This window comes from Streptomyces sp. NPDC050997, from assembly GCF_040660135.1.
Taxonomy (GTDB): Bacteria; Actinomycetota; Actinomycetes; order Streptomycetales; family Streptomycetaceae; genus Streptomyces.
Map to the genome: position 1 here is coordinate 11,646 of NZ_JBFAGK010000017.1, position 12,249 is coordinate 23,894.

General features: G+C 68.5%; 13 protein-coding genes and 2 pseudogenes. 9 read left to right on the forward strand and 6 right to left on the reverse strand.

Features of this window, described 5'->3' with window-relative positions; all coding sequences use genetic code 11:
* The first annotated feature begins 69 nt into the window (after positions 1-69).
* The gene (locus tag AB0H86_RS31180) at positions 70-1,407 is read left to right on the forward strand and encodes an XRE family transcriptional regulator (protein ID WP_362446190.1); all 1,338 of its coding nucleotides are present in this window, start codon (positions 70-72) and stop codon (positions 1,405-1,407) included.
* Positions 1,404-2,228 (forward strand): class I SAM-dependent methyltransferase, encoded by an 825-nt coding sequence (locus AB0H86_RS31185; RefSeq protein WP_362446194.1) that lies wholly within the window; start codon positions 1,404-1,406, stop codon positions 2,226-2,228. Before AB0H86_RS31180 ends, AB0H86_RS31185 begins: the two co-directional genes overlap by 4 nt.
* Positions 2,229-2,327: 99 nt before the next feature.
* On the opposite strand, the pseudogene AB0H86_RS31190 reads toward AB0H86_RS31185, so the two are convergent.
* A pseudogene (locus AB0H86_RS31190) lies at positions 2,328-2,550 on the reverse strand (mobilization protein); the annotation flags it as partial.
* On the opposite strand from AB0H86_RS31190, the pseudogene AB0H86_RS31195 reads away from it, so the two are divergent.
* A pseudogene (locus AB0H86_RS31195) lies at positions 2,548-2,805 on the forward strand (site-specific integrase); the annotation flags it as partial. The pseudogenes AB0H86_RS31190 and AB0H86_RS31195 sit on opposite strands and share 3 nt — an antisense overlap.
* A 7-nt stretch (positions 2,806-2,812) precedes the next feature.
* Here AB0H86_RS31195 and sodN read toward each other — a convergent pair.
* The gene (sodN, locus tag AB0H86_RS31200) at positions 2,813-3,208 is read right to left on the reverse strand and encodes a superoxide dismutase, Ni (protein ID WP_255952223.1); all 396 of its coding nucleotides are present in this window, start codon (positions 3,206-3,208) and stop codon (positions 2,813-2,815) included.
* Positions 3,209-3,353: 145 nt separating this feature from the next.
* Here sodN and sodX point away from each other — a divergent pair, with 145 nt between their 5' ends.
* Positions 3,354-3,788 (forward strand): nickel-type superoxide dismutase maturation protease, encoded by a 435-nt coding sequence (sodX, locus tag AB0H86_RS31205; RefSeq protein ID WP_362446656.1) that lies wholly within the window; start codon positions 3,354-3,356, stop codon positions 3,786-3,788.
* Here the strand turns inward: sodX and AB0H86_RS31210 are convergent.
* Positions 3,692-4,321, reverse strand: a complete 630-nt coding sequence (locus AB0H86_RS31210; protein ID WP_362446198.1) for a CGNR zinc finger domain-containing protein — start codon at positions 4,319-4,321, stop codon at positions 3,692-3,694. The two genes, sodX and AB0H86_RS31210, sit on opposite strands and share 97 nt — an antisense overlap.
* 101 nt (positions 4,322-4,422) lie before the next feature.
* On the opposite strand from AB0H86_RS31210, the gene AB0H86_RS31215 reads away from it, so the two are divergent.
* Positions 4,423-5,193, forward strand: coding sequence for a class I SAM-dependent methyltransferase (locus tag AB0H86_RS31215; RefSeq protein WP_362446201.1), 771 nt, complete (start codon positions 4,423-4,425; stop codon positions 5,191-5,193).
* Between the two features lie 109 nt (positions 5,194-5,302).
* Here AB0H86_RS31215 and AB0H86_RS31220 read toward each other — a convergent pair whose 3' ends face one another.
* From AB0H86_RS31220 to AB0H86_RS31230, 3 genes are read right to left on the reverse strand one after another with little or no spacing between them, the layout of a single operon-like run.
* A complete protein-coding gene (locus AB0H86_RS31220) occupies positions 5,303-6,103 on the reverse strand; it encodes an amino acid ABC transporter ATP-binding protein (protein WP_362446204.1) in 801 nt (266 codons plus the stop codon).
* Positions 6,100-7,026, reverse strand: coding sequence for an amino acid ABC transporter permease (locus AB0H86_RS31225; protein WP_362446207.1), 927 nt, complete (start codon positions 7,024-7,026; stop codon positions 6,100-6,102). Before AB0H86_RS31225 ends, AB0H86_RS31220 begins: the two co-directional genes overlap by 4 nt.
* A gap of 33 nt (positions 7,027-7,059) precedes the next feature.
* The gene (locus AB0H86_RS31230) at positions 7,060-8,016 is read right to left on the reverse strand and encodes an ABC transporter substrate-binding protein (protein ID WP_362446210.1); all 957 of its coding nucleotides are present in this window, start codon (positions 8,014-8,016) and stop codon (positions 7,060-7,062) included.
* A gap of 678 nt (positions 8,017-8,694) precedes the next feature.
* Between AB0H86_RS31230 and AB0H86_RS31235 the strand changes: the two genes are divergently transcribed.
* The 4 genes from AB0H86_RS31235 (at position 8,695) to AB0H86_RS31250 (ending at position 12,059) form a co-directional block, all read left to right on the forward strand.
* Entirely contained in the window at positions 8,695-9,918 is a 1,224-nt protein-coding gene (locus AB0H86_RS31235; RefSeq protein WP_362446213.1) for an NADP-dependent malic enzyme, read from the forward strand.
* 227 nt (positions 9,919-10,145) lie between these two features.
* The gene (locus AB0H86_RS31240; protein WP_362446216.1) at positions 10,146-11,111 is read left to right on the forward strand and encodes a zinc-binding dehydrogenase; all 966 of its coding nucleotides are present in this window, start codon (positions 10,146-10,148) and stop codon (positions 11,109-11,111) included.
* 175 nt (positions 11,112-11,286) lie between these two features.
* Positions 11,287-11,496: an HTH domain-containing protein gene (locus AB0H86_RS31245; protein ID WP_232026758.1), complete on the forward strand. Its 210-nt coding sequence runs from the start codon at positions 11,287-11,289 to the stop codon at positions 11,494-11,496.
* Entirely contained in the window at positions 11,496-12,059 is a 564-nt protein-coding gene (locus AB0H86_RS31250; RefSeq protein WP_362446219.1) for a Clp protease N-terminal domain-containing protein, read from the forward strand. Before AB0H86_RS31245 ends, AB0H86_RS31250 begins: the two co-directional genes overlap by 1 nt.
* The last annotated feature ends 190 nt before the right edge of the window (positions 12,060-12,249 follow it).

A 12,249-nucleotide genomic window follows, 5' to 3' on the forward strand; every position in this document is an offset into this window, starting at 1 on the left:
GGAGCCAGCACGGGGGCCATGTCAGGGGCCACTATGGGGGCCAGACTTCACGTGCTGCGGGGAGAGGGGATGAGCGACACGGGGATCGGTGCGCTGCTCACCAGACTGCGTACCGAGCGTGGCTGGTCTCAGCAACGGGTGGCCGACGAATACAACGCCCTGGAGGGGCGTGCCACCAAGACGGGCAAGGAGATCGGGCGCTACGAGCGCGAGGTACGCATCCCGGTGCCGTACACGCGGAAATACCTGGCGCAGGTGTTCGGCGTCGATGCCACGGAACTCGACCGGGCGGTTGTGGTCAGCAAGAGTCGGCGGAACGGCGGCGGCCCGGAAGATGCGCAACAGACGCCGCCCGCGCAGCCCATGGCGCGTCCGCACACCGTGGTGGGGGCTGTGTCGGTGGATGCGGTGGCCTCTGCGGAGTTCGCCCGGTTTATCGCGCACCGCAACGCCGACGAGTTCGTCGTAGAGCAGCTGGAGGCCGATGTCGCTCGGCTCGCCCGTAGCTATGTCAGTCACCCGCTGCTGGAGCTGTATGTCGAGATCAAGCGGCTGCGGAACGGGGTGTTCGAGCTATTGCGCGGGCGGCAGCATCCCCGGCAGACCACTGACCTGTACGTCGCGGCCTCACGCCTGTGCGGCCTGACCGCTCATGTGTGCCTGGACCTGGGTGACTACGACTCCACGGCCACACACGCTCGCACTGCCCGGGCGTGCGCGGAGGCTGCCGGCCACGAAGGGATGTTGGCATGGGTGCGAGCCGTTGAGTCCTTGATCGCCTACTGGACTGGACGGTACGAGCAGGCGGCGCGGCTGGCACAGGCGGGTCGTCAACACCGGGCCGGCGGGAGCATCGGGGCTCGGCTGGCGAGTCTGGAGGCGCGGGCGCTGGCCGTAGTTGGAGACCGGGTGGGTGTGGTGGCCGCGCTGACGGATGCCGAGAGCTCTCGCGAGGCGATGGTGGGTCACGACGAGGTACCGGGCATCTTCGCTTTCCCGGCTGCTAAGCAGTTCACGTACGCCGGTACGAGCTACCTGGCGGTGGGCGGGCGGGAGCACGTCCAGAAGGCCATTGTCAGCGCGGACACCGCGATCCGGCTCTACCGCAGCGCCGAGGACGATGACCAGTCGGTGGGCGACCTGTTCGCTGCCCATGTCGATCTCGCCCGTGGCCATCTGCTCCTGGGCGATCTGGACGGCACTGAGGCGGTGCTCGGCTTCGTCCTCGACTCCTCGCCGGAGCGCATGTCGGCCAGCATCGTGCGCCGGCTCACCGCTCTGAGCCGGGAGCTGAGCGGGCAGCAGTACGGTGGGGCCACGCAGGCTGCACACCTGCGCGAACGACTCCAACACACGGCTGTCCTCGCGGCCTCACCTGCCGCCCGTACTCCGGAGCTGTCGACGTGACCGAACTGTCCGCCGCACACGCCGCCGCCGTCACCGACCGGGGCCGCCTCGCCGGAAGCGCCTACAACAGTGATCGGGATCTCGCCGCTCGCCAGTCGCTCTACCGGTGGCAGACGCCTCGTTACGACCTGCCCGGTATCGTCGCCGAGAAGCTGAGCGGCGTGCGTGCGCGGGGACGAGTGGTCGATGTCGGCTGTGGCAACGGCAAGTTCATCCAGCGGCTCCGCGACGATCGGCCCGATCTGGTCCTGCTCGGCCTCGACATTGCCCCCGGTATCCTCGCCGGCGTCCCCGGCCCGGTCGCCGTAGCGGACGCCACCCGCCTGCCGTTGGCCACCGAGAGCGTTGATGCCGCCCTGGCGCTGCATATGCTCTACCACGTCTCTGACATCCCGCAGGCGGTCAGGGAAGTGTCCCGCATAGTCAGCCGTGACGGGTTGGTGATCGCCTCCACCAACAGCGACCGGGACAAGGTCGAACTTGACGACCTGTGGCAGCGGGCTGCGGGCGATGTCCTCGGTATCGGGCGCGGTCCGGCCCGTATCTCGCTCAGCGCCCGCTTCTCCCTGGAGAAGGCCCTGGCGTTCCTGGGTGAGGAGTTCGGGCGGGTGGAGACGATGGAACTGCCCGGCACCATCACGGTCGACGATCCTGAGCCGGTCATCGCGCACATGGCTTCCTACCGGGCCTGGGCGGACCAGCACGACGTGCCCTTCGAGGCCACGATCGAGCGGGCCCGCACCATCCTCGTTGATCACATCGCCCAGCACGGGACCTTCGAGATCACGTGCCTCGGCGGCGTCCTCGTCTGCCGTCGCTGAGAGCCGAGTCGGATACCGGTGTCGACCGCGCTCCGTAAGCCGATCGTTCACCCTCGTGGGCGTTGGCTGCTGCGCAGGGGCGGCGGGTGTGACGATCCTGGTGCTTCGCTTGCGCGCTGCCTGCGCTCGCCTGTTGAGCTGGACGGTAATGCGCCAGTTGAGGACTTCGGCGGGGCGATCAGCAGTATCGAGTTCTCGCAGGGCGGCGACCTCGGCTAAGAGATATCGGCGGTTCTGGCGCGGGGGCGAGGCTTGTGGTGAGGGCGGGCCAGGCGGGATCGGCGAGGACACGGTCAGCGTGGTCTGGGAGGGCTGCGCAGATCCGCCGCACATGGTGACCCACGACCTGCGCCACTTCTTCGCTTCCGTCCTCACCGCCGGCGGAGCGAGCGTCAAGCAGGTCCAGCTGGTCCTCGACCACGCGTCCGCCGTCATCACGTCGCGGATCGACGGCCACCCGTGACCGGGTGAAAAAGACCGCACCCGGACCGTCATGGACGCCGTGCTCGGCGGCCTGCGGACCGGGTGCGGGCAGGGAGACACTGCAACCAAGGAAAGGGCAGGTCAGAGGGTGTGATCAAAGATCAAGCCTTCTTGGTCTCCCAGAAGATCTTGTCGATCTGGGCGATGTAGTCCAGGGCCTTCTGGCCCGTGGCGGGGTCGGTCGAACCCTTGGCGGCCGAGAGGGCCTTCAGGGTGTCGTTGACCAGCTGGTGCAGCTCCGGGTACTTCTCGAAGTGCGGGGGCTTGAAGTAGTCGCTCCACAGCACGGAGACGTGGTGCTTCGCCAGCTCGGCGCGCTGCTCCTTGATGACGGTGGCGCGCGTCTGGAAGTGCGGGTCGTCATTGCCGGCCATCTTCTCCTGGACAGCCTTGACCGACTCCGCCTCGATGCGGGCCTGGGCGGGGTCATACACGCCGCAGGGCAGGTCGCAGTGGGCGCTGACCTTGACCTTGGGGGCAAACAGGCGGGAAAGCATGGAGCGTTCCTTCCTCGTGATCGTCTTCTCAGGTGCGACATTACTCCCCGGGGGAGGGGATTTCGCGGGTGCCCCCATGGGCTTAGGACAAAAGTCCGGGGTCAGACTGAGACTGGTGGAGGATGGACCGGGGAGGTGCCGGATGATGCCGGAGCTGTCGCAGGAGACCGAGGGCAGGGGCGCCATGCTGCCGTTCGGACTGGCCGAGGTGACCGGGCCGTCGATGGTGCCCACGCTCCGTCACGGGGACCAGCTCGTGGTGCACTGGGGCGCCCGGATCAGGCCGGGTGACGTGCTCGTGCTGCGCCATCCGTTCCAGCAGGACCTGCTGGTCGTCAAGCGTGCGGCGGAGCGGCGCGAGGGCGGCTGGTGGGTGCTCGGCGACAATCCGTACGCCGGCGGCGACAGCACCGACTACGGCACCGTGCCCGACGAGTTGGTCCTCGGCAGGGTCCGCTTCCGTTACCGGCCGCGCCGCCCGGATCAGCGCTCGCCGTTCGCCGCGGTGCGCTGGGCGCTGTCGGCCGCGAGGCCGGTGCTGTCCGACCGGTCCGCCTCCAGGCGTTTGCGGGCGCGGTAGGCCGCCACGTTGGCGCGGGTGGCGCAGCGGTCGGAGCAGTAGCGCCGGGAGCGGTTGGTGGACGTGTCCAGGTAGGCGTTGCGGCAGGGGGGCGCCTCGCACAGGCCCAAGCGGTCGACGCCGTACTCCGTGAGGTGGAAGGCCAGGCCCATCGCCGCGATCGCCGCGTAGCCCGCGGTCGCGTTGGACGGATGGTCCGCCAGGTGCATGTGCCACAGCGGCCTGCCGTCGTCGTCCCGGTAGTCGTGGCCGGAGATCTGGGGGCTCACCGGGAACTCCAGGAGGAGTGAGTTCAGCAGGTCCACGGCCAGGGTCTCGCTGCCCGCGTCCGCCGCCTCGAAGACCGCCCGGAGCCGGGCCCGTACGCCCCGGAAACGGGTGACGTCGGCGTCCGTGGCGCGCCGGGCGACCCCCTGGTTGCCGCCGAACAGGTCGTGGATTGCCTCGACCGAGGTCAGCGAGTCCTTGCCCCGGGCCGGTTCCTCGCTGTTGACGAGCCGCACGGCGTAGTCCGAGTAATAGGCCAGTTCCACTTGTAGTCCTTACGGAGGCGTTCTATGGTCGTGGTGCGGTCGGGGTAACAGCCGGTCGTGCATCCAGGGTATTACGTGAGATCGCGCGACGGAGGGGCTCGATGACGGACACGAACATCACCACGGCCGGTGCGGACTGGCAGGCCTGGCAGGAGGGCTGGGACCGGCAGCAGGAGTGGTACATGCCGGACCGGGAGGAGCGCTTCCGGATCATGCTCGACATGGTCGAGTCCCTCGTCGGCACCGCCCCGCGAGTCCTGGACCTCGCGTGCGGTACGGGAAGCATCACGGCCCGGCTCCTCGCGCGGTTCCCCGAGGCCACCAGCACCGGAGTCGACCTCGACCCGGCGCTTCTCGCCATCGCCGAGGGCACTTTCGCGGACGACGACCGGGTCACCTTCGTCACCGCCGACCTCAAGGACCCGGACTGGCCGTCGAGGCTGCCGTACGACTCGTACGACGCGGTTCTGACCGCCACCGCCCTGCACTGGCTGCACAGCGAACCCCTCGCCGCCCTCTACGGTCAGGTCGCGGAACTCGTCCGCGACGGTGGTGTCTTCATGAACGCGGACCACATGATCGACGAGTCCACGCCCCGGATCAACGCGGCCGAGCGGGCGCAGCGACACGCGGGCATGGATCAGGCCAAGGCGAACGGCGCCCTCGACTGGGCCGAGTGGTGGCAGCTCGCCGCCCAGGACCCCGTCCTCGCCGGCCCCACCGCCCGGCGCTTCGAGATCTACGGCGAGCACGCCGACGGCGACATGCCGTCCGCCGCGTGGCACGCACGGACCCTGCGCGAGAAGGGGTTCGGCGAGGCGCGGCCGGTGTGGTGCTCGCCGTCGGACACGTTGTTGCTGGCGCTCAGGTAGGTGTGCTGTTTCCTTCCGGCTCCTTCCGGTTGCTTCCGGAGGAATGCGAAGGGCCGGTGCGGCGGGGAACTTTCCCACCGCACCGGCCCTTCGCATTCCTCCCGAGCGGTCAGAGGACCTTGGACAGGAACGACTTCGTCCGGTCGTGCTGCGGGTTGGCCAGGACCTCGCGCGGGTGGCCGGACTCGACCACGACGCCGTCGTCCATGAAGACCAGGGAGTCGCCGACCTCGCGGGCGAATCCCATCTCGTGCGTGACGACGATCATCGTCATGCCGTCCTCCGCGAGGTCACGCATGACGTCGAGGACCTCACCGACGAGTTCCGGGTCGAGGGCCGAGGTGGGCTCGTCGAAGAGCATCAGCTTCGGCTCCATCGCCAGCGCGCGGGCGATGGCCACACGCTGCTGCTGACCACCGGACAGCTGCGCCGGGTACTGGTCGACCTTGTCGCCGAGACCCACCCGGTCCAGCAGCTGCTTCGCGCGCTCCCGGGCGACGGCCTTGGTAGCGCCCTTCACCTGGATCGGCGCCTCGGTGACGTTCTCCAGCGCCGTCATGTGGGGGAAGAGATTGAAGCGCTGGAACACCATGCCGATGTCCCGCCGCTGCGCGGCCACTTCCTTTTCCTTCAGCTCGTAGAGCTTGTCGCCGCTCTGCCGGTAGCCGACCAGGTTGCCGTCGACGTACAGCCGGCCCGCGCTGATCTTCTCCAGGTGGTTGATGCACCGCAGGAAGGTGGACTTGCCGGAGCCGGACGGGCCGATCAGGCAGAACACCTCGCGCGGGTTCACCTCCAGGTCGATGCCCTTGAGGATGTGCGCGAGCCCGAAGGACTTGTGCACGCCCTCGGCCCGGACCATCGGGTGACCGCCCGTGGGTCCGGCGATGTCCTTGCTCAGACTGGTCATCGCGACACCTCCGGGCGGCGGAACGAACCGAACAGGCGGAGGTTCTTCCTCAGCCGCTGCATCGGGGTCGGCGGCAGATTGCGCGACGAACCCCGGGCGTAGCGGCGCTCCAGGTAGTACTGACCGACGCTGAATACGCTGGTGAGGATCAGGTACCAGATCGACGCGACGAAGTACATCTCGACGACCGCCAGCGAGGTGCTGGAAACGTCCTGGGCCCGTTTGATGAGCTCATTGAACTGTACCGCGTAGGCCAGCGACGACGTCTTGAGCATGTTGATGAACTCGTTGCCGGACGGCGGCACGATCACCCGCATGGCCTGCGGCAGGACCACGCGCCGCAGTGTCTTGCCCTGGGTCATGCCCAGCGCGTGCGAGGCCTCCGTCTGCCCCTCGTCGACCGACTGGATGCCGGCCCGGACGATCTCGGACATGTACGCGGCCTCGTTCAGGCCGAGTCCGAGCAGGGCCGCCAGGAACGGCGTCATCACCTGGTTCATCTCGTCCTTGTAGAACCCCAGGTTGAGCATGGGGAACACGAGGGCGATGTTGTACCAGAGGAGCAGCTGCACCAGCACCGGAGTGCCGCGGAAGAACCAGATGTAGAGCCAGGCCACCGTGCTGGTGACCGGGTTCGACGACATCCTCATCACCGCGAGGATCACGCCCAGGACGAGTCCGAGGACCATCGACAGCACGGAGATGTACAGCGTGTGCCAGACGCCGTCCAGGATCAGGTCGTCCGTGAGGTAGTCCGGGATGATGTCGTAGTTGATCTTCGCGTTGGAGAAGGCGATCCCGATGAGCACCAGGACGGCTATGACCACCGCGCCGGCCACCCAGCGGCCGTAGTGGCGCACCGGGATGGCCTTGATCTGTTCCGGCGGCACGGACGCCGGAACCTTGTCGACAGTGTCAGTCACAGTGACTGCCCTTCAATGTTGCGTCAGGCAGGGTCAGGAGCCGCCGTTGATCTTGGCCTCGGTCACCGCGCCGTCTGTGACGTTCCACTTCTCGAGAATCTTCTTGTACTCGCCGTTCTTGATGATCGCGTTCACGGCCGCCTGGAGGGCGTCACGCAGCTGGGTGTTCTCCTTGCTGACGCCGATGCCGTACGGGCCGGCCTCGATCTGGTCGCCGACGACCTCGAAGTCGTTGCCGCCGCCCGAGGTCTTCGCGTTGTACGCGGCCACCGGGAAGTCGTTGAGGTCGGCGACGGACGCGCCCTGCTTGAGGCGGAGCAGCGCCTCGGGGTCGGTGTCGAAGGTCTGCAGCGTGATGGCCTTCTTGCCGTCCTTCTTGCACTTCGCGCTCTGTGCCTTGGCGATGCCTTCGGACGTCGTGCCCTGCTGCAGTGCCACGGTCTGGCCGCACAGGTCGTCCAGGGACTTGATGCCCTTGGGGTTGCCCTTCTGGACCAGGATCGAGGTGCCGGCCGTGAAGTAGTCGACGAAGTCGATGCCGTTGCCGACCTTCTTGCCGGTGTCGGTGTCGATGCCGTTCTGGCGGTCCTTCGTGTCGTTCATCGCCGACATGATCACGTTGAACCGGTTGGACTGCAGACCCACGATGAGCTGGGCGAACTTGCCGTTCTGGAAGTCGAACTGCACGCCCAGCTGCTTGCCGAGGGCGGCCGCGATGTCCGGGTCGATACCGACGGCCTTGCCGCTTTCCATGTACTCGACCGGCGGGTAGGCGATGTCGGAGCCCACCTTGATGACGCCGGCCTTCTTGATGTCGGCGGGGAGCTTGTCGGCGAGCGGCGCGGCGGACGAGGACGGCCCCGACGTGTCATTGCTTTTGTCCGTCTGGTCACCGCAACCGGTGAGAATCAGCGCGCCTGCGACCGCGATCGCACCGACCGCTGCTGTCCGGGAGTGCGCGGTCATACGACGGGTGGAGCTTGCGGTCATGGTGGGTTCCTCCGGCGGATGGGTGGAGTTGCCGATGGGGCGGACGGCCGCCGACGGGCTCGGCAAACTGTCTTTGGGTCCTGGGTCGACAAGAGCACACGTCTTCGAGTGTCGCGACCTCGTGTGATGACCGCATCTTGCCATTCGGACGCAGGCGTGCAGGGGGCACGCCATGTCAAAATCGGATAACGGGCCACCCCCGAACCGGACCAGGTCGGTACAACCTGGCCGCACCATCTGCGGGAATCGGACCTTCCGGCCGGAAGATCTCCGGCGCGTCTCGGGGCGCGAGGCAGAGCGCGGAGCTGGTTCCGGGCCGGTGGACGTCGGTTCAGCGTCCGTCAAGGGGCCCTTGAGGGCGTGCCTCTATGTTTCGTCATGATTCATGTCACCAGCACGCACTTTTCGTGCCGGTGGGATGGCGTGGGGGGTGGGACGCGGAACGTGATCTTGCAGGCCATGTGACCCATTGGACTCGTCGTCGGCGCCGTCCGTCCGGTAAGAAGGTTCTTCACACCCCTCATCCGGGGCTCAGGGCGCGTGTGCGGCGCGCCCGTCGCGTCTGTGCCCGTACGTACCCCCGTACGCAGCACCATGCAAGGGCCGTACGCGGTGCCCGCCCACTTCTCAACCAGGAGTGGCCACCCTCAACCATGAAGACCTAAGGGGTAGAACAAAGTGGCAGCGGAGATCGTCAATCCTCGCAGCGACAGCAGTACGGAGCAGGAAGGCGGGGCCGAGCCCCTCGATTCCTTCGATCCGGCGTTCGCGCTGCACCGTGGCGGCAAGATGGCCGTGCAGGCCACCGTGCCCGTCCGTGACAAGGACGACCTGTCCCTGGCGTACACACCCGGCGTGGCGAAGGTGTGCAGCGCCATCGCCGAGCGGCCGGAGCTGGTCCACGACTACACGTGGAAGTCGTCCGTGGTCGCCGTCGTGACCGACGGCACGGCAGTGCTCGGGCTCGGTGACATCGGGCCCGAGGCCTCCCTTCCGGTGATGGAGGGCAAGGCGATTCTGTTCAAGCAGTTCGGTGGCGTCGACGCCGTGCCGATCGCGCTGGCGTGCACCGGGGTCGACGAGATCGTCGAGACCGTGGTGCGGCTCGCGCCGTCGTTCGGTGGCGTGAACCTGGAGGACATCTCGGCGCCGCGGTGCTTCGAGATCGAGCGGAAGCTGCAGGAGCGGCTGGACATTCCGGTCTTCCACGACGACCAGCACGGTACGGCGGTCGTGACGCTGGCGGCTCTTCGGAACGCGGCGAAGCTGACCGGCCGGGGCATCGGTGAGCTCCGGGCCGTCATCTCGGGCGCGGGCGCGGCCGGTGTCGCCATCGCGAAGATGCTGGTCGAGGCCGGTATCGGGGATGTCGCCGTCGCGGACCGCAAGGGGATCGTGTCGGGCGACCGGGACGATCTGACGTCCGTCAAGCAGGAGCTGGCCTCCTTCACGAACAAGGCCGGCATCACCGGATCGCTGGAGGCGGCTCTGGAAGGGGCCGACGTCTTCATCGGCGTTTCCGGCGGTACGGTCCCGGAGCCGGCGGTGGCCTCGATGGCTGAGGGTGCCTTCGTCTTCGCGATGGCCAACCCGAATCCCGAGGTGCACCCCGAGGTCGCGCACAAGTACGCGGCGGTCGTGGCCACCGGGCGGTCGGACTTCCCGAACCAGATCAACAACGTGCTGGCCTTCCCCGGGATCTTCGCGGGGGCGCTGCAGGTGCGGGCCTCCCGGATCACGGAGGGCATGAAGATCGCGGCGGCCGAGGCGCTGGCGGCGGTGGTCGGGGACGACCTCGCCGCGGACTACGTGATCCCGTCGCCGTTCGACGAGCGGGTGGCCCCCGCGGTGACGGCGGCGGTGGCCGCGGCGGCTCGGGCCGAGGGTGTGGCTCGCCGCTGAGGTCCGTCCGGTCGCGATGGCCCCGTCCGTTCGGGCGGGGCCATTTCTTTACCCACTCGTGCGCCCGTTCGGGTGGCGGACCGGCAGCGGCTCGGGTGGAGCCGGGAGGCCTACGGGGCCCACTCCCCGGCTCCGACAAGAGGCCCACTTCCCGCCTCTGACAAGAGGGCGTGTGTCACAGCGTCCCGTGGTTCCCCGTGTCGGCGGCGGAGCCTATCGTCAAGGTCATGTTCGCTGCCTACGCCGCCCGAATCGACCGCGACCAGCCGCTTACCGGCCTCGAACTGGGAGAGCGTCCCGCTCCCGAGGCGCGTCCCGGCTGGAGCACCGTGAACGTCCGGGCCGCCTCCCTCAACCACCACGACCTCTGGTCACTGCGGGGCGTGGGCCTGTCCGAGGACAAGCTGCCGATGATCCTCGGCTGCGACGCCGCCGGCGTCGACGAGGACGGCAACGAGGTCGTCCTGCACTCCGTCATCGGGCAGAGCGGCCATGGCGTCGGTCCCAAGGAACCACGGTCCATCCTCACCGAGCGTTACCAGGGCACGTTCGCCGAACAGGTCGCCGTGCCCACCTGGAACATCCTGCCCAAGCCCAAGGAGCTCTCCTTCGCGGAGGCCGCCTGTCTGCCGACCGCCTGGCTGACGGCGTACCGGATGCTCTTCACGAACGCGGGTGTGCGTCCCGGTGACTCGGTGCTGGTCCAGGGCGCGGGCGGTGGTGTCGCCACTGCGGCCATCGTGCTCGGGAAGGCGGCGGGGCTGCGGGTGTTCGCCACCAGCAGGGACGAGGCGAAGCGGAAGCGGGCCGTCGAACTCGGAGCCGTGGAGGCCCTGGAGTCGGGGGCGCGGCTGCCTCAGCGTGTGGACGCCGTGATCGAGACGGTCGGTGCCGCAACATGGTCGCACTCGGTCAAGTCGCTGAAGCCGGGCGGCACGCTCGTCATCTCCGGGGCCACGAGTGGTGACCGGCCCGCGCACGCCGAGCTGACCCGGATCTTCTTCCTGGAGCTCAAGGTCGTGGGGTCGACGATGGGAACCAAGGACGAGCTGGAAGACCTGCTCTCCTTCTGCGCCGCCACCGGTGTACGCCCCGTCGTCGACGAGGTGCTGCCGCTGGACCGGGCCCGTGAGGGCTTCGAACGACTGGCGTCCGGGGACCAGTTCGGCAAGATCGTGCTCACGAACGCGTAGCGACCCCAGCTCGTCCCACTCTCTTCGTTGCTCCTGCTTCCTCCGTGTTCCTCCTCGTTCTCCCTCGTTCTTCCTCGTCTCGGCCGGTCCGGTTTCCGGGCCGGCCGTCGGCGTATCCGGAGATCTATGTCAACTGAGGTTGACGCGTGAGGTGATGTCAACGTAGGTTGACGTCATGACCGAAGCAACGGATCTCGCCGAGCGAGCGGGTGACCGCGATCCCCGGGTGGGGCTGCGGGCCGTCGCCGCGCTGCGCCGGCTGCTGGAGCAGTTGGAGGCGGTGCAGGTGCGTGGCGCGCGTAATCAGGGCTGGTCGTGGCAGGAGATCGCCGCGGAACTCGGTGTGAGCAGGCAGGCCGTGCACAAGAAGTACGGGAGGCATTGATGTTCGAGCGGTTCACCAAGAACGCCCGGGACGTGGTGCGAGGGGCGGTCGAGCACGCCGAGCGGTCGGGGGCGCCGTCCGTGGAGGCGGAGCATGTGCTGCTGGCTCTCCTCGACGGGGAGGCCGGCCGTGGTTCGTTCGCGCTGACCGCGCTCGGGCTCGCCGAGCGCAGGGACGCGGTCCGGGCGGCGTTGGTCGAGGCACGACGGCGGGCCGGGTTGTCCCAGGCGGAGGCGGACGCCCTGGCCGGGCTGGGGATCGATGTCTCGGAGATCGTCGCCCGGGTCGAGGAGGTGCATGGCGTCGGCGCGATGTCCGGCGACCGGAAGGACAAGACCTGGTGGTCGGGGCGCCGTTCCTTCGGGCGGGGCGCCAAGGAGACCCTGGAGAGGGCGTTGCGTATCGCCGCCTCCCGCCGCGACCGTCACATCGGCGACGAGCACCTCCTGTTGGCCCTCACCGCCCGCCCCGGCGTACCGGCCGAGGTACTCGCCGACCACGGAGTGACGTACGAGTCCCTGATGCGAGTGCTGTACGGCGGGGGAGAGGGCAAGGCGAGCTGAGCGACTGACCAGGGCCAGGGCCAGGGCCAGGGCTATGGGCAGGGCCAGGGGCAGCCGAGGTTGGGCATATCACGGTGCCGCGGGGTCGCGGCTGCCCCTCCCGCGGGCCGGTCTCGCAGGCAGTCACCTCCGCCGGCGCGGTACGGCCGGCGGAGGTGGCCGCCGGGGTCGGTCGCCCGACCGTGCTGCG